Below are 18,356 nucleotides of genomic sequence, written 5' to 3'. Positions count from 1 at the left end.
AATTGGAAAAACAACAATTAAATCGTGTTGAAAAAATTACAAAATTAAATAGTAGATATTATTTAGTAAGTATCTGTGGACGTTATTACATTCTAGATTATGCTAACCCAAAAAACTACAAAGATTATTTAGTAGGTTTATTCCCTGAGAGATTGAATTCTTATGATATCTTTGATGTAACAGATGATAAGAATATATTCTTAAAAAAAGGAAAAAATTCCAAAGTTACTACTAAAGGTGTTACTATCTTTTTATTCTTATATTTAATACATATTACTATCTTTCCAAATAATATTAATTTGGCTTATCTTACCAGAAGTGAATATATATATAATCATATAAGTTTATTTTTAATTTTAAATATCATAATATTTATTGGTATTTTATTATATTTGAATATGACAACAAAAGAAATAGAATTATCAAAATATGAATCTAGAAAATTATTTAATTCAAAACCACGAAATCGGAAGTGGTTAACTTATATTAGTTCATTAATAATTTCATACCTCGCTTTATGGATTTTAGCAATTTTTGGAACAAATTATTGTAATTTAATATTATTTGGATTTATTTTCTCTAATTGTTTGTTACTAATCAAATTTATCGAATTTCAACCATCATTGAATGGGAAAATTTATTACATTAAATAGGAGAAAAAATATGTTATTACCAGTTGGAAGTATTGTATATTTAGTTGATGGAAACCAGAAATTGGTGATTTTAAACCGTGCTTCAATAGTAGATCAAAGTGGGCAAGAAGTTTATTTTGATTATCTGGGCGGGATTTTCCCAGAAGGCTTAAATATGGAACAAGTGTATTATTTTAATGAGGAAGATATTGATGAGGTCATTTTTGAGGGATATCATGATGAGGAAGAAGAAAGAGTATCAAAACTTATTGAAAAATGGAAACAAAAAGAAGGAAAAAATATACCCAAAGGTAAAACTGAATAGCTATTCAATGATTAGTTCGAATTTTTAGAAAATACTAAACTCAATATATATATAGATAGTTGTTTTTAAGCAACTATCTATTTAGGAACAAAGATGAAAGTTAAGTATCTTCTTTGTTCTTAAGTAGGTAGTTTTAATCAAAGATGGTGAAGATGTAGGAAATGCAGCTGTTAAGACGGGTCATGTTGCAATTGGAATGGGAGCAACTAAAGGAGGTGCATTGATTAGTGGACTGCCAGGAATGATAATTGGTGGAGCAATTGGTTTTGTTGGAAGAGTTGCAGGTTCGATAGCATTTGATGCCATTGAGATAATAAAGAGGAAATTGCTGATACCATAAATGATACTATAAGTGATACATGGGATAGTTTAGGAAATCTCTTAGGAGTTTTCTGACTTTAAAGGTAACCTATGTTTAAAAAAACGTCTCATGGAATTCAATGCAGAATCTACCTCGGTCTTTAATGATTTGATGGGATATTCAGATGCTGTAACCTCTGGTTTAACATTTGTATCTAAAGGCTTTAGTGGCTTCAATGGTCAGTTCACTTCAGCATCAAATCTTGATTGGCAAAAGACTATTAAGACAGGAATGAAAAAACGAGAAGACGCCAAAGCTGAAGAATTGAAGAAGAAAAATGCTGAAGAAAGTAAGAGAAAATATCAACAATAACGAAGTTTCATATGAAAACCTATATAATGAGTTCAAAAATATTATGGAAAGTGATACTGCTTGTAGAATTAGCCAGGTATTTGCTTTATTACCAGGGAACTTCTCAAAAAAAGTACTAAAATCTGATGGCCTATGGGATATTTTAGCGAATATGGAATCAAAAGGAGATTCAGGCAAAAAAATGTAGATTCAATTTTAAATTTTCTTGCAAAATATAAAGGTTATAGTAATTTTGGTAAATCTGCTACTAAAGCAAAAACGTATTTGGAAAATTTAGCAAGTCCCATAAAAGCGGGTGTAAAATTTGGTTTATAAAAAATATCTGGTTATAAAAATTTATCGAAAATAGTACTAAAAGGATGAGATAAAATTGAGACTACTGGTAAATTTTTAGGAAAGTCGGTTAAGATTATAGGAAAAGCTGCAACTGTTCTAACTATAGCCGATATTAGCATTTCTGGATTACCAAAGGGAATGGATGAGTATACAAAAACAAAAGATATTGGGAAGGCCGCAAAAAAGGGTGCCTTATCTGCGGTCGCGAGTGTCGGTCCCTTAGAAGGAGCAACATTGGGTGCGACTATTGGGAGTGCAATACCAGGAGTTGGAACCGTGACAGGAGCTGTTGTAGGTGGAGTTATTGGCGGAGGAATTCAATTAATTAAAATGGTTGATCCAAAGTTTTTTGATGAACCTGTAAAAGAAACAAAAAAAGTTATCAAAACAACAAGTCGAGCAATTGAGGATGTAAAAAATTGGACAACAAATAGTTTTGATAGTTTTGGTAAAATGGTAGGATTTGGATAATGAATAATAAATCAATTTTAAATGCAAGTTTTGAAGAGAGTTTAAACTTGCAGGATGATGAGTATAGAAGATTTAGTCAGAAATCATATGAAGATTGTGAAAAATATTTTTCAAATGGAGGACCTTCTTTTCTATTTAGTTTCATATATTTTATTTTGTCGCTTATTTTTCCGATAGGAATTAACTTACTTATTTTTATTTTTACAATTGGAACACAACATATCGAAAATAAAGTTAAATCATTAGATATTGTAAGTATTTTAATTTTTATTACTTGTTTTATATCATGGGTAGTATTAATTCTAATTGGGAAAAATTTTTCTCAACAATTTATAAAAATTTATAGATTCCAATTTCATATTCAAGTTACATCAATAATCTGGTTAGTTATTCAAATGAATCTTTTCTTTATATTGGTAATCAGAGGAGTTATAGATGATTTTACTATTCTTGGAATTTTTTCTTTATTATTATTTTTGTCCGTAATAATGGTTAAAAATAGATTGAAATACTTCAGAGAAATAATTTTTGAATTACAGTTAAAAAAAGATTATAAGAGTAACTTTCCAGAAAAATTAGCTAAAATAATTCCCTTAGGAATAATTTTATTAATAGTAATTAAGATATTTTTCTTGGCACTTCACTCTGATTTTAATGTAATTATACAAAGTATAACTTTACTTATTTCATGGGTAGGACTAGATATATTTATATTATTCTATTTTATTTATATCATTCCATCTCATTTTTTACCGGCCTATTTTATTTACAAATATCCTGAAGAATATAGGGACTGGGAAAATAAATCTGTTGAAGAATGGTATGGAAAAAAATATTTGAAAAAACATAAGGAGTTAATAAAAAATGATTAAAAATGAAGAGTTACTACCATTAGGAAGTATTGTTTATTTAGAAGAGGGAACAGTTAAACTAATGATTGTAGGTAGGGGGGTCATATATGATGATCCAGAAGGTACTGGTCAATTGTTTGCTGACTATATGGGGATTTTATATCCGGCTGGCCTTCAACAGAATCAACTTTATTTTTCCAACATGAGAACATTGACGAAGTGATTTTTGAAGGCTATAGAGATGAGGAAGAAGAAAGGTTTTTAAAAATATATCATGAATGGGGAAAAAAAGTATCTATCCCTAAAAGTAGATAAAATAACCTTAAAATATATTATTTTCTAAAAATACTTGTTTTATTTTGTCACTTGATTATGTGGATATAAAAACCTTGAAAAACAAGAGCAAGAATTATTGAGTTTTTGAATTTTTAAGAAGATAGAGAGAAAAGCTAAAGATTTAGGTATGAAAGTTGGAAGTGTTGATTATGTCCAAGCCCAAACTGGTGGTGTTGCAATTGATACTGCTAAAAGTGTTGGTGTTGGAGTGGTTTCAACAGCAGTTGCGACGACAGTCACTGCAGTTGTTAGCAGCTTAGCTATAGCTGGGGCACCGATTTGGCTTCCCGCGGTTGCCGGTGTAGCAGCGGCTACTGCATTAACGTTAACCGTTAATGCTATTGATGATAAATATAATGTTACAAAGAACATAAAAAGTGCATGGATTAAGTGGGTGAAAGGGTAGTAATGTTAATGAAAAAAAGTTTAATCAGTTAGTAGAAGTTTTATATCCCCGATTAAAGCCAGTGGATCAATTACATTTTTTCACAATGGCAGTTTATCTTTTATGTGGTACTGCTTTGTTCATCGGTAGTTCAATATTTTTGTATTTTGACAAAGATTATGAAGGTGTAAATAAAACAATTATTTTTTTGTTATTAAATATTGTTTGTTTGATTTTTTTCGCTATTTCGATATTATTATTAAAGTTTGGAAAACGACATGTATTTATAAGGTTGTTACCTTCTATCCTGCAATTTATTAATTACATATTAGTGATAAGCTACATAAGTAGTTTTATTAGAGGTATTGAACCTCACTTCTCTGTTATAACCTGTTTAAGTTATTTAATTCTTAATAGTTTTTATCAAGTTTTTATTATTGATTTATGCAAAGAAAAAAGCACTAACTTTAGATCAAACTTGATGTATTTACCCTTTGGTATATGCGCTAGCTTCGTAATTATTTCATCAATTATTGAGACAATTCTCAACATTACAGGTAATTTATTTTTTATTATTATGCTAGTATTAGTCACTATTTTCTATCAATTAGTCATGTTTGAATTTGTTTTTGCGACTAAAGGTGAAAAAGTTTATCAAGAACAAATGAAGAAGTCAAGGTACGGAGAGTCAGTATCATCATTACTTAAGAATAAAGGAAAATAATATGGAATTGTTAAAGACAGAGTTACACAATCTTGCTTGTCTGGAAAAGATGGCAACTAAAGATGATATCATAGATCTTGTTTTAGGGAGTGAACAACAGATCTTTGTTGAAGGTCTATATAAAAATGGCCCTACAATGATTTCTATTTCACTTAGTGAATTTCGAAAGAAGGATCCACAGCCTATAAAAGTTTACATACCCGTTAATATTAAAATTGAAGAAACAGATTCTTTCAAATATATGGAACATTTGACCATGGAAAAATCTGTTATGAAGCGTTTGTCACTTCAAGATAATCTAGATCAGGCAATTTCTGATATGAAAGATTATGCATGTAAAAATGGCTATGGTATTTCGCAAGATATTTTGTATATGACCTTTTATCCGGTATTTGATGAGTATTGGGTTGATCTTCAACTCTTGATTGAGGAGGTTTAAGATGCATCAAACGATAGGCGAAAGACAAACCTTACAATATAATAATGTGATTTCCACATTTTTTGAAGTCCAACCTAATCAGATTTCACAAACATTTGAATCATTTTTGACCACAATTTTTGATGCTCATTATAGTGCTAATGGTCCATTTTTTTACTGTATAAATTCTGATGTTTCTGGTGATGGTAACATTCTACTTCAAACCTTTCTACCTGTAAAAGAGGACCATATTAATGAACTACCATCAGATTATATTTATCAGACCTATTTTCAAGTACTGAATATGGTAGCAGTAAGGGCGTTTGGAGATAGCGAAGTAGTCATATCAGAGTCTTTTCAACACTTATTTCACTATATCAATAAGTTTCAACTCAAAGTCAGAACGCCGGTTTTCTACTTAGTTACAGTGGATGAAAGTGACATTTATACTGACTTATTAGTGGGTGTAGGAAGTGATTAATATTTATATAAAATGATATGTTTCATATAATCTTAGTAAATAAATCATAACTTAAAAGGAAATCGTTTTGAAAAAAGATAAATATATTGCATTAAGTTTGTTGTGTGCGGTTTCTACACTATACTTTTAAGTTGCTGCAAATGGAGCTGAATTATCAACTGCAATTGATGTCAATCCTGCTTATGCAGAGATGATTCGTGGAGGTAGTCAATTTGTGAAAAAAGGAGTTCCTGTTATTGGTGCTGCAGTTGACTTTGGACTACAACTTAAAGATGGTGAAGATGTTGGTGATGCAGCAGTCAAGACAGGTGGTCATGTTGCAATTGGTATTGGTGCTGCAAAAGCAGGAGCTATAATAGGGAGTGCATTTCCGGTAGTCGGAACTGCTGGTGGTGCCGTTGTTGGTTTTGCTATTGGGGTTGCTGGTTCAATGGTTTTCGATTGGTTGTATGATAATAAAGAACAAGTTTATAATGCTACTAAGAAAGTAATTTCCACTCGTAAGACTATTGATTCAGTAGTTTATGAAGGTTTTTGAAGGTGAAATTAATGAATAATAAAATTTTAGCACTAGGAACTTATTACTCAAATGATATTTTATATGATAAGCAAACAAATATTTTGTATAAGGATGTTAATATAAATACTAATTCAAATAAAAATTATCTAGTTGTTTCACTAACTTTATTTAGTCTACCTATCGTAAGATGGTTGACTCAATTTCTTCATTTTGAAAATAGTTTTATCAATATTTTTATCCTTTTTATAGTAATTTTCTTAACTTTTATACTTACTCATAGTTTAGTAAAGCAAAAATTCAATAAATTACAACTAGAAGTTATCTTTTTAACTGATTATGAAAAAAAGAGTTCTTAATAAAGGAGAAAAAAAATACTGAAATTGCAATCACAATCTTCTTTATTTCGTTAATGTTAAGTATTATCTGTATGTTTATATATTTGCTAATTTCGTCTATTATTTTGATTTTTATCATTTTTGGTTGCTCGTTTCTTGTATTTTTAACTTTAGAATTGTCAACATTTGAGCGAAAAAGAATTATTAACAAATTAATAAAAGAAGTTGAAATTAAATAAAATTTAAAAAAAGGAGAATATAGTCTGTATTAAATTATGAAAGAAAAAATAAAAATAATCCCAATGGGGTATCATGGGAAAATCCCAATCTATTATATTTTTGAGAAAAATACTCTTATGTATTCGGATTCTCAGGAACTTCCAAAAGATATAACTTGGAAAATAGTAACTCTAACATTATTATTTCTACCAATTGTAAGATTATTAGATAATAGTACTTTTTTTAATCATTCGGTATTGTTATTTGCTTCAATACTATTTTCAACCGTAGTTGTTATCTTATTTGGAAAATATTTTAATAAAAAGCAATATCAAACTTTGACACTTTATACCCTTAATATAAGTAGTTTTGAGATGGAAGAATTATTACAAAAATTAAGAAAAAACAATAGAATACTTTTTTTCTTAAGATGGTTTTAATAATATTGACGTGTATATCGTTATGTTTATTTATTATATCAGCTAAATTTTTATTTTTATTTTGTTATACTACTTTATTCTTGTCTTTATATATCTTTTATACTAATAAAATAAATTTGAGAACAAAAATAGTACGTAAATTAGAAGGAGAACTAAACGATGAATAAAATATTTCCAATAGGAACAGTAGTGACTTTAAAAATGGGAATAAAAAGATAATGATTATTACACGTTACCCATTATTCAATAACAAAGGGAAAATGCATTTGATACCTCAGGTAAAGGTCTTGATTGGACAAAAATAATCAAGACTGGGATGGAAGTAAGAAAAGAAGCTAAAGAGGTCAGTATTAAGAAAACCAAAAATACAGTTGAAAATATTAATAAAGTGGAAAGAGGTCTAAGCTACGGAAGCACTGCTAACGTGATGTGTAGTGAGGCTGTAGGAGCAATGTATGCAGGTGCTGCATTTGGATCAATGATTCCAATACCAGTTGTAGGAACACTGGCAGGAGCAGTTGTAGGTTATGCAATTGGTGGTCTTGCAAATACAATTTATGATGGGGTAGCTCACAATGATTGGGATTTGGATAACTTTGCGCTATGGTAAGGAGAAAAAATGATTTTGAGAAAAAAATTTATATAGGTGAAACGAGTCAAGGGGTTATTTATTATGATACTCAAACAGGGGAAATATTAGCTGCTAATAAAAGCAACTTACTTAATACTGAGAAATCTGGGCAATTAAATAAATTAATTCCCTACCTAATTGTATTGTTTCTGTCATTTGGTAGTTTAGGAATTACTAGTTTTTCTTTTGGTGAGTATAATAAGACTATATTAATGATCCTCATTGTGCTTTGGGTACTAGAGTTTATTGGAATGGTAATACTTCTAGAACAAGCCTTATACAAATATGTTAAACATGCGGTGAGCTCAACAAAAAAAGAATTTAAAATTGCAGCCGATGGAAATCTTATGTGGAATAATTTTGGAGATAAAAGAGTTACGAGAGGAAAAAAAATTTGGGCATGGATAATTACTACCATTGTCACACTTTGTGGTTTTTCTCCAATTTTGATTATAAATATTATTATTAATTCCATGGGAAAGAGTATAAGGAGTGAGATAGTAATGTTTAGTTTAATTGGTTTGATGCCAGCAGTGATGGTTATTGGAGTATTCCAAAATAACTCGATTAGATTTTTCAAAGCTGTCGAAGAAGTAAGAAATAATAACTATCAGAAGAAAATGAAGAAAGTAGAGAAATAGGATGGAAAATAAAATATTACCATTAGGAAGTGTTGTTACTTTAAAAAATGGAGATGGAAGTCAATTGTTGATTGTTACTAGAGCAGCAATCATTGAAGAGGATGGAGTAGAAGTCTATTTTGATTACGGATCAGTTTTAACTCCTCAAGGGATGGCCTCTCCAGAAAACGTCTCATGGAATTCAATGCGGAGTCCTCGACAGTCTTTGGTGGACTAACAGAAGTTCAGGGTGCCGTTTCTGCAGGCCTTAACTATGTCTCGACAGGTTTTGGAAATTTCAATGGTACATTTAATACCTCAGTTAAAGGTCTTGATTGGACAAAAACAATCAAGACTGGGATGGAAGTAAGAAAAGAAGCAAAAGTCAAATGAAACCTATGATGGAAAAGATGCTCTTACAGATTTTCAAACAGAAACTACAGGTTATGTGAATTATGGTACTGAGGCTGCAGGTCAACAATTTGATAAATTTGGGAAAATTATTATTAAAGATGGCAAATATATAGGTAAAGTTTATGGTGCAAAATTACAACCAAGAGATGCTAACGGACGGTTCGTAAAGGATACTAATCCTTTACGCAAAAGTGCAACAAGTAAACTTAAAGGTATTACAAATGCTGAGAGTAGAGTTATAGGGAGAGCTGCACGTGTTGGTGGTACTGCTTTAGTAGCATATAATTTTTATTCAGATGCAAAAGAACATTACGATAGACATCATAATGTAGGCAGAGCAATTTAGTATAGTAGTGTCACAACAACAACGGGTGTGATTGTAGGCGGTGTGGCTTCTACACTTGCGGAAGGTGCCTTGATAACTGCAGGTGTTGCAGTAGCAATTGGAGCAGTAGCTGTTGGGGGAGTAAAAGCACTATATGAAAATGTAAAACCTGTAAGGAACTTTGTAGATGACTTGGGTGATTCAATAAATGATATCGGTAAGTCATTTACTAAAGCTTTTTCATGAGGAAAATAACAAATGTCAAAAAATAAACTATATCATCTTGAAAAAATTTGTCGAATTTCAATCAGATACTATTTAATTAGGATAAACAAAGAATATTATATTATTGATTATTCAAATCCTAAGAATGTAAAGAATTATTTCACAGCTTATTTTAGTAATAATTATTGGGAAGTTTATAATGTAACAACAGATTATAAAAAATTTAAGAAACAAAATTTTGATTTACATCAATTAGAAAAATATTTTATAACAATCATGTTTATATACATGTTAAATATGATATTTTTTCCAAAAGTTTTAAATTTATCTCAATTGACTAGATCATCAATTATTGATGAAATACCTTTTTTATGGTTAGGTTTAGGTCTCGCTATTTCCATAATTATTGCATTAATTTTAATAATCACTGAAAAAAAAATAAATTTAACAACCTATAAAAAAGTTATTTTATATAGCCATAAAAAAAATAATTCTAGTATTGTAAAAGGATTTTTTTCAGAATTAATGATTTATACTCCTTTTTGGATACTGGCCTTTATGGGCAGTAGCTTTTTGAATTTATGTATCTTTGGGTATTGTCTCTCAAATTATGTACGCTTTTCTAGATTTATTGTATTTCAGCCATCTTTGAACGGGAAAAATTATTTTATTGAGGAGAAATAAAAATGTTATTACCAGTAGGAAGTATTGTATATTTAGTTGATGGGAACCAGAAATTGGTAATTTTAAATCGTGCATCAATAGTAGATCAAAATGGTCAAGAAGTTTATTTTGATTATCTAGGCGGGATTTTCCCAGAAGGCTTAAATATGGAACAAGTGTATTATTTTAATGAGGAAGATATTGATGAGGTCATTTTTGAGGGATATCATGATGAGGAAGAAGAAAGGGTATCTAAACTTATTGGAAAATGGAAACAAAAAGAAGGAAAAAATATACCCAAAGGTAAAACTGAATAGCTATTCAAAGATTGGTTCGAATTTTTAGAAAATACTAAACTCAATATATCTAGATAGGAACAGAGATGAAAGTTAAGGTACTTCTTTGTTCTTAAGTAGATAGTTTCAATTGAGCTAATTCCATTCTTTATTAACTTTAGAAAAGTTAATGATTCATTTCACTTTTGTTATTAGTTTGTGATCATTTTTAAAGCGACAGCTAGTTCATGAAATCTCTTAGGAGTTTTCTGACTTTAAAGGTAACCTATGTTTAAAAAAACGTATCATGGAATTCAATGCGGAGTCCTCGACAGTCTTTGGTGGACTACAGGTTCAGCTGCATCCGGTGCAGCTATGGATGCAAAAATTTTTGATGGTAATTCTATAACGGGACATGCTAAAAATGGATTAAGAAGTCTAGTGGGAGGATTAGGGTTTTAATGAAAAATATAGAAAAAAGTCGATATTACGGTCCATTAATACATTATAAGGTGGAATTAGATTATTTAAAAATTGTATCTTGGATTAATATATTTTTGTCGTTCTTTATTTATAAAGTAGCTATTTTTAATGATAGCTCTATTTACTACAAAATATTTGTTAATAACAACAATGATAATATTTGTTTATTCATTTCTTAAAAGGATCATAAACAAGTTTAAAAAGTTATCATACATCTTACTTAGTTTAAATTTTGCTATATTACAAATTAATTTTAATTTTTTAGGATTGATGTTTTTCCTAGGTGCAAATAAAGAATTGATGAATCAATTATATTCAGAAAAAGCTATATTTTATATATTGTTGATTATTTTAATTTCTCTCATATCAAGTTTAATCTATTTATGGTATTATTTTCCGAAAAATCAAGGAAAGCAATGGTCAATAAATCAAATGTGGAAAGGTGAGATAAAATCTAAGAATGCACAATATAAAACTAATTTTTTAATAATTTTTGGATTATCAATGATTGTTCCATCTTTATTAGTTGAAAGTATAGAAAATATTTTTGGATTTCTATTAGGAATACTTTTTTCTCTAGTGATACCATCACTAACAATCGATTCCCTTTATGCAGCATATTATGTTCATAAATATCCTGATTATGAATAATAAATTTTTTAAGTTTAGAAAATGAGGGTTAACATGAATAATGATAAAAATTTAAAATTTCTTAGTGTCAATAACGCTCTGGGCTTTTTAACAAATAAACCGACTGAGATTTTACTACCAGAGCTTTGTGCTAAAATATATGAAATCTGTCTCAATTTTAAAGCTGAAATGTTAGATGAGATATATTCAGATGGGCCTGTATTTTTTAAGTCTTATATAAAAGATGGGACAAATAATAATGAATTAATTATTTTTACTAGTATAGGGAATAAATTGAATCCTAAAGAAGAGAATCTTAAGCACCTTATTTTTGAACCACATCTACTTATCAAAAGTTATGACTTTGATTCTTTAAGACCAAACCAATTAAAAGAATATTATGATGATTTATTGCAAAAGTATAGAAAAGTTTATAACTCAATCGAAGTCTACCATGCACTTTATGTCATAGGTGATGAAGTCTTTGTAGATGTCTATAGCGAGGTGAACTAATGGAATATAAATTACGAGATGATGTAGAAATAGTTGATAAATTAGAAGCAAGAAATGTGATTAAAAGAAGGAAACTATTTAAATATGATCAGATGAAGGAAGAAATGAATCATTTTATTAGCGATATAGAAAATGAAGGTGGACATATTTCAGGTCCATTAGTATATAGCCTTAATAACGTTCCAGATGATGATTTTATCTTGGATATAGAGTTTATTTTTCCAGTAGAGGAAGATTATTTAGAAATAGAGAATGCAGCATTTTCTACTTATTTTGAAATCCCTAATTTAATTGCAACTGCAGTGGATCATGATTTTGAAACCCTCACTAAAGTTACTTATAATGAATTATTATCGACATTAAAATTAAATGACATAGATGTTAATACTCCTTTTTATCATGTTTTATCAGATGATAGTACCTCTAAGGTAACTATTTTACTTGGCTATGCCTATTAATACCCATAAGTATCTGAACATTGACTGGTCAAAGACCAAAAGCAATACCGATTGTTCCAGAAGAATTGACCTTTGAAGTTTTATTGCGAAAAATTCAAGACCTCAAAGATCATTTAGATAAAAATGCCAAAAACTTGGCACACGCATTTGATGGTTTGTAAGCTAGAATCAAAGCGAGACTAAGAAAAAATCGTAAAAAACTCAAAAATATTATGGAATTCAATGCAGAATCTACCTCAGTCTTTAATGATTTGATGGGATATTCAGATGCTGTAACCTCTGGTTTAACATTTGTATCTAAAGGCTTTAGTGGCTTCAATGGTCAGTTCACTTCAGCATCAAATCTTGATTGGCAAAAGACTATTAAGACAGGAATGAAAAAACGAGAAGACGCCAAAGCTGAAGAATTGAAGAAGGCTGAAGAAAGTAAGAGAAAATATCAACAATAACGAAGTTTCATATGAAAACCTATACTATATAATGAGTTCAAAAATATTATGGAAAGTGATACTGCTAGTAGAATTAGCCAGGTATTTGCTTTATTACCAGGGAACTTCTCAAAAAAGTACTAAAATCTGATGGCCTATGGGATATTTTAGCGAATATGGAATCAAAAGGAGCTTCAGGCAAGAAAAATGTAGGTTCAATTTTAAATTTTCTTGCAAAATATGAAGGTTATAGTAATTTTGGTAAATCTGCTACTAAAGCAAGAACGTATTTGGAAAATTTAGCAAGTCCCATAAAAGCAGGTGTAAAATTCGGTTTAGAAAAAATATCTGGTTATGAAAATTTGTCAGAATTGGTATTAAAAGGTGGATCTAAGGCTGAATCTGTAGGTAAATTTTTAGGCAAGTCAGTTAAGATAATAGGCAAAGGAGCAACAGTTCTAACTATAGCAGACATTAGCATTTCTGGATTATCAAAGGGAATGGATGAGTATACAAAAACAAAAGATATTGGGAAGGCCGCAAAAAAGGGTGCCTTATCTGCGGTCGCGAGTGTCGGTCCCTTAGAAGGAGCAACATTGGGTGCGACTGTTGGAGGAGTACCAGGAGCAATTATTGGTGGTGGAATAGGCTTTGCTATTCAAGGAGTAAAAGCTTTAGATCCTAAGTTTTTTGATCACCCAGTTAAAAGTTCACAGAAAATTGCTGATAACATAGGTAAATCTGTAAATGGGGTGAAAAATTCAGTTTCCAAATATATAGGTGGTTTTGGTAAGGTAATAGGTTTTGGGTGAGGATAATGCAAAAAAATAGAACAATTTATTCTGCAAATTTTGAAGAAAGTCTTAATCTTTATGACAATGGAATGAGTAGTCTTAACAATGAAGAGCACTTGAAAATTGAGAAACAGACAAAGAATGGGATTCCATCGGTTTGGTTTACTTTAAAATCCATAATTTTAACTATTTTATTTCCTATATTATTGAATTTCTTTATTGTCATTATTTCCATTACTATTCATGCGGAAAAACCTAGTGATTTAACAATACCTATTTCTGACGTTAAACTATTAACAATGAATTTATATTTAATAATGTTAGTTTTTTGGTTTCTCTTAGTGTTATTAGGAAAACGTTTTAAACAAGCATTTATTTTACCATATAGGTATCAGTTTCACGTTTATTCATATATGGTATGGTTTGTATTTGAACTTGATTTAATTGCAGTCGAATGGATTACACCCTCACTGTCAGTAATCGGTACTATTTCAACTTTATTATTTTTAGTATTAATTACAATAACTATTTCTTTGGGTTCAATTAATGATATAAAAGCCATGATATTTAAAAAATCTGAAGAAAAATCTTCCAATAAAACTTACGACTTTTTAAAGACTTATGGTTTAGGTTTTTTAATCATAGGTATCATTATAAAGTTAATTTTATCATCCTTAGATTTAGGTTTATCTGGAACCGTTAAATTATTGATTTTATTTATCGGGTGGATTATTTTTAATATTATTGTAGTTTATGCTGTATTTAAAGTTGCCATGCCATATTTTTTACAAGGTTTTTATAAGCTTAAGTATCCTGAAGAATATAGGGACTGGGAAAATAAATCTGTTGAAGAATGGTATGGAAAAAAATATTTGAAAAAACATAAGGAGTTAATAAAAAATGATTAAAAATGAAGAGTTACTACCATTAGGAAGTATTGTTTATTTAGAAGAGGGAACAGTTAAACTAATGATTGTAGGTAGGGGGGTCATATATGATGATCCAGAAGGTACTGGTCAATTGTTTGCTGACTATATGGGGATTTTATATCCGGCTGGCCTTCAACAGAATCAACTTTATTTTTCCAACATGAGAACATTGACGAAGTGATTTTTGAAGGCTATAGAGATGAGGAAGAAGAAAGGTTTTTAAAAATATATCATGAATGGGGAAAAAAAGTATCTATCCCTAAAAGTAGATAAAATAACCTTAAAATATATTATTTTCTAAAAATACTTGTTTTATTTTGTCACTTGATTATGTGGATATAAAAACCTTGAAAAACAAGAGCAAGAATTATTGAGTTTTTGAATTTTTAAGAAGATAGTGAGGAAAAATTAAACGTTTAAAAACAAAAATTCTTAGGGCTATTTATAATTTTAGTTGTAGCTTTTGTTGTTATTAGTAATTTGCTTACACCAATTCAAAGAACATCGAAAACAAATGGTACCTTTTATAAGACAGAAACTATAAATTCAGATAAGACGGTTTCACTTGATAAAACAGAGAAATTAAAAATCATGAATAAACAGTTATATTGGACAAAAAATGGTCAAACTCAAAAGTTTAAAATTAATAAAGAAAAAAGATATGTCTATAATGGATCCTCACAATATCACTATAATTTTCCTGGCAACTTTATTATTATGATTAGAAAAGTTAATGGAAAAGTTGAGTCAACAGAATTCGTAAAAAGTGGTACTCAAGATTACAATGATATTTTAAAAGGAAAACTCAAATATGGTAAATAAGTGCAAAGTAATTTTTGAGCAATAACATTAATATGTAGATAAAAATATAAAGAATTTGAAAAGTTTATCTTCGTAATTATATTTTATAGATTCAGCACAAATTATTTCACAAAATTGAAGACAACATTGATTCATGGAAAATAAACGAAGTTCCACAGGAACTTTTGCTTCATAACTATAGACTTTACATGCATTCAATAGGTCCACATTTAATAAAGAAAAACGTTTTGAAAAAAGATAAATATATTGTAATGAGTTTATTTTGAGCAATTACCACGCTATACTTTTAAGTTGCTACAAACCTATCGTTTGGGGTGTTTTTTGGTAAAATAGAATGAAAAGAGTTATGGAGATAAAAAAATGGCACAACCATTAATGCTTTAGGAGGAAAAACTTCAGTAGGAGTTATGAATCCCTTTTCAACAAGTAAACATAAAGGTAAAACAAAAAACAAAGTCTCTTGGAGCCGAAGCAAATGCTGCAGTTGGACAGTTCACTAATGAAGACGGAAAATCAGTGAAAGGGATTCAAGCTGAAGCTGGCGTAGATGCTTATATTATAGAGGGTGAAGCAAAAGCTGGATTTAAAGTATTTGGTTTAAATATTGATGCGAGTGCATCAGCGGGAATAGGATTGTCCGCGATAGCAAAAGTTGGTGTAACAAGTGAAGCTGCACAAGCAAAATTAAAATTAGGACCGGTTGGAATAGGGCTATCCGTTGGTTTGTGGGAAGGATTGGTTTTGGAATTATTACTAAAATTGACTGGAAACTCTGAGAGTTTAGTTCTTCAAATATATGATATTGATACGAAGGAGTGGAAAGAAAGAATCAGTCTAGAAAAAGTGGAAAAAGGTTTTTTTGTGAAATCAAAAATAGCTAATCTTGAATATCACACAAATAATAATATTACTTCAAATGAAAGATTATTAGCTTGGTCTGATAAAGAACCAATAAAGTATTATCAAAAAAAGTTCGCCGATAATCTCCTTGAAAAACCATTTTGGCATAACTATTTGGAATCATATGGAAATATGTTTACAATAACTTTTGTTCCTTCAGGAACAAAAGGCAGGATTAGTCCGGTATATAAGAATAGTGAGCCAGTTGGTGTTTTTGCTGCCTCTGATTTCTCAACTGCAGGAAAAAGAAATATTTCTCTTTATATTGATAGAAAAGAAAACATTGATGAATTGTTAATGTTATACATTTTTACATATTTAAATAGTTTTGACTATTTAAAAATAGATATGTTAGAAGTAAAATATAATCTATTTTATGCATTTTCGGGAAGAAAAAAATTAACAAAAAAACATATGGAGATGTTACCAAAATCAAAAAGGCCAACTACTACTGAAAAAATTATTTGGTATCTTATTAGTTTTATAATAATAATAATATTTCTAATATTACTCCCAAAATATGTTATTATGTCACTAATATTATTGCTTATCATACAGTTGTTTGAAGTCATAATAAATATAAGGAGAAATAAAAATGGTTAACAATTGGAACTACTGTGATTTTAAAGCATTGTAATCAGCCGCTTACAATTGCTGGAAGAGATCAGCAAAATAATGAAGGTGTTTTATTTGATTATTCAGGAGTTTTAGATCCACAAGGATTTGAGGATGCTTCTAATATGTATTTATTTAATGAATCAAAAATAGATTCAGTTATTTTTGAAGCTCCTACTACGAATTATGAAGATAAATACATTGAACTGTTAAATCAATTTATAGAAAAAGAGGAACATTAATTTATGAAGAAGATTTTATTTTTTGTAGTAAGTTTCTTATCAATTTTTATTCTAACTGGCTGTTCTGGTTCTTCAAAAATTACTGGGAAATGGCATGTGACAGATCCTAATGAAACATCCGCAATTCTTAAGATTGAAAAAAATTCTTTGATACTTGATGGACAAAAAATGAAGTATACCCAAAATGGGACTGGTATTAACAAAAAGACAAAATATTATGTTCTCAAAATGGAAGAATCACAAAAACTCTTTTCTATTATTTTTCCTGAGGGAAAAAAGATGAAGCAATCATGTTATAAATTGACGATATTGATGAACCCTATAAAGGGAAAATGGTATTTGCGTTAAATAAATCGAAAATTCCAAGCTATGGAGAGTATGCAAAAAAATATATGAACCCTTAATAATTTAATAAGACATACATTAAACCTCACTTAATAAGGAAAAACATTTTGAAAAAAGATAAATATATTGCATTAAGTTTGTTGTGTGTGATTACTACGCTATATTTTTAAGTTATTACAAACTATGAGTTACACCTCAAATGTTGGAGATAAAATCTATCGTTTGGGGTGTTTTTTGTAAAATAGAATGAAAAGAGTTACTCTGTGTCATTACTAAGTAAAAATTTATACGACTTAATTATTAACGTTTTATTGACTGAGTTACTCTTTCTAAAAAGATTCATTTATAAGTGACGGGTCAATTTTAAAAATTGCTGAAGCACTTTTAGAGCGTCTTAACGAAGATCCAGAACCTTCTAAATCTGCCATAAGTTCTACAAAAAGTAATATTACAAAATTAAAAAAACGTATAAAATCTAATCAAAAGAAATTAGACAACCTTAATGAATTTAACGCCCATTCAGCAACAGTATTTGCGGACATTTCTAATGCACAGTCGACTGTTAATCAAGCACTAGCGGCCGTTTCAACAGGATTTTCTGGATATAATAGTAAAACCGGAGCTTTTGGAAAACCAACATCCGGACAGATGGAATGGACAAAGACAGTTAAGAAAGAGTGGTCAGCGAGGGAAGAGAAAAAAGCGTATGAGAAGGTATTAAGAAAAGCAGCCAATAATGAGACCTTAACTGAAGAAGATTTAGTTAATATTTCCAAAGTTGTAGAAAAACATCCTGACAAACCATTACCTAAGGAATTGTTAGCTTACATTACTAGATACTATCCTGATCAAATTAGATATTTACAAGGTCAAGGTAAGACTCTTTATGATGGATTAG

The 18,356-nt window shown here is 29.5% G+C and carries 30 protein-coding genes and 5 pseudogenes; 34 read left to right on the top strand and 1 reads right to left on the bottom strand.

Features of this window, described 5'->3' with window-relative positions:
• Positions 1 to 2: 2 nt before the first annotated feature.
• On the top strand, positions 3 to 653 hold the full coding sequence (locus tag QOR44_RS05140; protein WP_000414939.1) for a hypothetical protein: 651 nt from the start codon (positions 3 to 5) through the stop codon (positions 651 to 653).
• Between the two features lie 10 nt (positions 654 to 663).
• Positions 664 to 957: a DUF4176 domain-containing protein gene (locus QOR44_RS05135; RefSeq protein WP_000926390.1), complete on the top strand. Its 294-nt coding sequence runs from the start codon at positions 664 to 666 to the stop codon at positions 955 to 957.
• A 180-nt stretch (positions 958 to 1,137) separates the two neighbouring features.
• Here the strand turns inward: QOR44_RS05135 and QOR44_RS05130 are convergent, their stop codons facing one another.
• Entirely contained in the window at positions 1,138 to 1,263 is a 126-nt protein-coding gene (locus QOR44_RS05130) for a hypothetical protein (RefSeq protein WP_017646361.1), read from the bottom strand.
• Positions 1,264 to 1,387: 124 nt separating this feature from the next.
• Between QOR44_RS05130 and QOR44_RS05125 the strand changes: the two genes are divergently transcribed.
• The 32 genes and pseudogenes from QOR44_RS05125 to QOR44_RS04960 all read left to right on the top strand — a co-directional run.
• Positions 1,388 to 1,630: a hypothetical protein gene (locus QOR44_RS05125; protein ID WP_000395451.1), complete on the top strand. Its 243-nt coding sequence runs from the start codon at positions 1,388 to 1,390 to the stop codon at positions 1,628 to 1,630.
• Positions 1,596 to 1,817: a hypothetical protein gene (locus QOR44_RS05120; RefSeq protein ID WP_000915098.1), complete on the top strand. Its 222-nt coding sequence runs from the start codon at positions 1,596 to 1,598 to the stop codon at positions 1,815 to 1,817. Before QOR44_RS05125 ends, QOR44_RS05120 begins: the two co-directional genes overlap by 35 nt.
• A gap of 287 nt (positions 1,818 to 2,104) precedes the next feature.
• Positions 2,105 to 2,437 (top strand): hypothetical protein, encoded by a 333-nt coding sequence (locus QOR44_RS05115; protein WP_000344812.1) that lies wholly within the window; start codon positions 2,105 to 2,107, stop codon positions 2,435 to 2,437.
• Positions 2,437 to 3,309 carry a hypothetical protein gene (locus QOR44_RS05110; protein WP_001060854.1) on the top strand — a complete coding sequence of 291 codons (873 nt, stop codon included), beginning with the start codon at positions 2,437 to 2,439 and terminating at the stop codon, positions 3,307 to 3,309. The genes QOR44_RS05115 and QOR44_RS05110 overlap by 1 nt, the downstream gene beginning before the upstream one ends.
• Positions 3,302 to 3,511, top strand: coding sequence for a DUF4176 domain-containing protein (locus QOR44_RS05105; protein ID WP_366650194.1), 210 nt, complete (start codon positions 3,302 to 3,304; stop codon positions 3,509 to 3,511). Before QOR44_RS05110 ends, QOR44_RS05105 begins: the two co-directional genes overlap by 8 nt.
• A gap of 240 nt (positions 3,512 to 3,751) precedes the next feature.
• Positions 3,752 to 4,030, top strand: coding sequence for a hypothetical protein (locus tag QOR44_RS05100; RefSeq protein ID WP_000862792.1), 279 nt, complete (start codon positions 3,752 to 3,754; stop codon positions 4,028 to 4,030).
• A gap of 460 nt (positions 4,031 to 4,490) precedes the next feature.
• Positions 4,491 to 4,733, top strand: coding sequence for a hypothetical protein (locus QOR44_RS05095; RefSeq protein ID WP_228379874.1), 243 nt, complete (start codon positions 4,491 to 4,493; stop codon positions 4,731 to 4,733).
• Position 4,734: 1 nt separating this feature from the next.
• The gene (locus QOR44_RS05090) at positions 4,735 to 5,172 is read left to right on the top strand and encodes a hypothetical protein (RefSeq protein WP_000421723.1); all 438 of its coding nucleotides are present in this window, start codon (positions 4,735 to 4,737) and stop codon (positions 5,170 to 5,172) included.
• Between the two features lies 1 nt (position 5,173).
• A complete protein-coding gene (locus QOR44_RS05085; protein ID WP_000554277.1) occupies positions 5,174 to 5,632 on the top strand; it encodes a DUF5085 family protein in 459 nt (152 codons plus the stop codon).
• Positions 5,633 to 5,765: 133 nt separating this feature from the next.
• A pseudogene (locus QOR44_RS05080) lies at positions 5,766 to 6,170 on the top strand (hypothetical protein); the annotation flags it as partial.
• A gap of 11 nt (positions 6,171 to 6,181) precedes the next feature.
• A pseudogene (locus QOR44_RS05075) lies at positions 6,182 to 6,726 on the top strand (hypothetical protein).
• A 36-nt stretch (positions 6,727 to 6,762) separates the two neighbouring features.
• The gene (locus QOR44_RS05070) at positions 6,763 to 7,146 is read left to right on the top strand and encodes a hypothetical protein (RefSeq protein WP_283572676.1); all 384 of its coding nucleotides are present in this window, start codon (positions 6,763 to 6,765) and stop codon (positions 7,144 to 7,146) included.
• A 316-nt stretch (positions 7,147 to 7,462) separates the two neighbouring features.
• Positions 7,463 to 7,756: a phage tail protein gene (locus QOR44_RS05065; protein ID WP_283572675.1), complete on the top strand. Its 294-nt coding sequence runs from the start codon at positions 7,463 to 7,465 to the stop codon at positions 7,754 to 7,756.
• Positions 7,750 to 8,418 (top strand): hypothetical protein, encoded by a 669-nt coding sequence (locus QOR44_RS05060; RefSeq protein WP_283572674.1) that lies wholly within the window; start codon positions 7,750 to 7,752, stop codon positions 8,416 to 8,418. The genes QOR44_RS05065 and QOR44_RS05060 overlap by 7 nt, the downstream gene beginning before the upstream one ends.
• Before the next feature lies 1 nt (position 8,419).
• Complete coding sequence (locus tag QOR44_RS05055) at positions 8,420 to 8,635, top strand: DUF4176 domain-containing protein (protein ID WP_000428218.1); 216 nt, start codon at positions 8,420 to 8,422, stop codon at positions 8,633 to 8,635.
• Positions 8,593 to 9,382 (top strand): annotated as a pseudogene (locus QOR44_RS10265) (hypothetical protein). The gene QOR44_RS05055 and the pseudogene QOR44_RS10265 overlap by 43 nt, the downstream one beginning before the upstream one ends.
• 12 nt (positions 9,383 to 9,394) lie before the next feature.
• A complete protein-coding gene (locus tag QOR44_RS05035; RefSeq protein WP_017647134.1) occupies positions 9,395 to 10,045 on the top strand; it encodes a hypothetical protein in 651 nt (216 codons plus the stop codon).
• A gap of 2 nt (positions 10,046 to 10,047) precedes the next feature.
• Positions 10,048 to 10,341: a DUF4176 domain-containing protein gene (locus QOR44_RS05030; RefSeq protein ID WP_017647135.1), complete on the top strand. Its 294-nt coding sequence runs from the start codon at positions 10,048 to 10,050 to the stop codon at positions 10,339 to 10,341.
• Between the two features lie 246 nt (positions 10,342 to 10,587).
• Positions 10,588 to 10,761, top strand: coding sequence for a hypothetical protein (locus tag QOR44_RS05025; protein ID WP_017647136.1), 174 nt, complete (start codon positions 10,588 to 10,590; stop codon positions 10,759 to 10,761).
• Between the two features lie 321 nt (positions 10,762 to 11,082).
• Positions 11,083 to 11,433, top strand: coding sequence for a hypothetical protein (locus QOR44_RS05020; protein ID WP_283572671.1), 351 nt, complete (start codon positions 11,083 to 11,085; stop codon positions 11,431 to 11,433).
• Positions 11,434 to 11,466: 33 nt separating this feature from the next.
• A complete protein-coding gene (locus QOR44_RS05015) occupies positions 11,467 to 11,925 on the top strand; it encodes a hypothetical protein (RefSeq protein ID WP_017647138.1) in 459 nt (152 codons plus the stop codon).
• Complete coding sequence (locus tag QOR44_RS05010; RefSeq protein ID WP_017647139.1) at positions 11,925 to 12,383, top strand: DUF5085 family protein; 459 nt, start codon at positions 11,925 to 11,927, stop codon at positions 12,381 to 12,383. The genes QOR44_RS05015 and QOR44_RS05010 overlap by 1 nt, the downstream gene beginning before the upstream one ends.
• A 20-nt stretch (positions 12,384 to 12,403) precedes the next feature.
• Positions 12,404 to 12,544: a hypothetical protein gene (locus tag QOR44_RS05005; protein WP_017647140.1), complete on the top strand. Its 141-nt coding sequence runs from the start codon at positions 12,404 to 12,406 to the stop codon at positions 12,542 to 12,544.
• Between the two features lie 51 nt (positions 12,545 to 12,595).
• Complete coding sequence (locus tag QOR44_RS05000; RefSeq protein ID WP_017647141.1) at positions 12,596 to 12,832, top strand: hypothetical protein; 237 nt, start codon at positions 12,596 to 12,598, stop codon at positions 12,830 to 12,832.
• Between the two features lie 155 nt (positions 12,833 to 12,987).
• Positions 12,988 to 13,623, top strand: coding sequence for a hypothetical protein (locus QOR44_RS04995; protein WP_017647142.1), 636 nt, complete (start codon positions 12,988 to 12,990; stop codon positions 13,621 to 13,623).
• A 5-nt stretch (positions 13,624 to 13,628) separates the two neighbouring features.
• Positions 13,629 to 14,513: a hypothetical protein gene (locus tag QOR44_RS04990; protein ID WP_017647143.1), complete on the top strand. Its 885-nt coding sequence runs from the start codon at positions 13,629 to 13,631 to the stop codon at positions 14,511 to 14,513.
• On the top strand, positions 14,506 to 14,715 hold the full coding sequence (locus QOR44_RS04985; RefSeq protein WP_366650194.1) for a DUF4176 domain-containing protein: 210 nt from the start codon (positions 14,506 to 14,508) through the stop codon (positions 14,713 to 14,715). Before QOR44_RS04990 ends, QOR44_RS04985 begins: the two co-directional genes overlap by 8 nt.
• A gap of 299 nt (positions 14,716 to 15,014) precedes the next feature.
• Entirely contained in the window at positions 15,015 to 15,356 is a 342-nt protein-coding gene (locus QOR44_RS04980) for a hypothetical protein (protein WP_000957310.1), read from the top strand.
• 741 nt (positions 15,357 to 16,097) lie between these two features.
• Positions 16,098 to 16,307: pseudogene (locus tag QOR44_RS10310) on the top strand (hypothetical protein); the annotation flags it as partial.
• Between the two features lie 566 nt (positions 16,308 to 16,873).
• Complete coding sequence (locus QOR44_RS04970; RefSeq protein ID WP_000600994.1) at positions 16,874 to 17,113, top strand: DUF4176 domain-containing protein; 240 nt, start codon at positions 16,874 to 16,876, stop codon at positions 17,111 to 17,113.
• 3 nt (positions 17,114 to 17,116) lie between these two features.
• Positions 17,117 to 17,461: a hypothetical protein gene (locus QOR44_RS04965; RefSeq protein WP_228322087.1), complete on the top strand. Its 345-nt coding sequence runs from the start codon at positions 17,117 to 17,119 to the stop codon at positions 17,459 to 17,461.
• Positions 17,462 to 17,806: 345 nt separating this feature from the next.
• Positions 17,807 to 18,199 (top strand): annotated as a pseudogene (locus QOR44_RS04960) (hypothetical protein); the annotation flags it as partial.
• Between the last annotated feature and the right edge of the window lie 157 nt (positions 18,200 to 18,356).

Source organism: Streptococcus agalactiae, assembly GCF_949788565.1.
In the GTDB taxonomy this organism is placed as follows: Bacteria; Bacillota; Bacilli; order Lactobacillales; family Streptococcaceae; genus Streptococcus; species Streptococcus agalactiae.
This window is presented reverse-complemented; position numbering and strand designations above follow the sequence as displayed.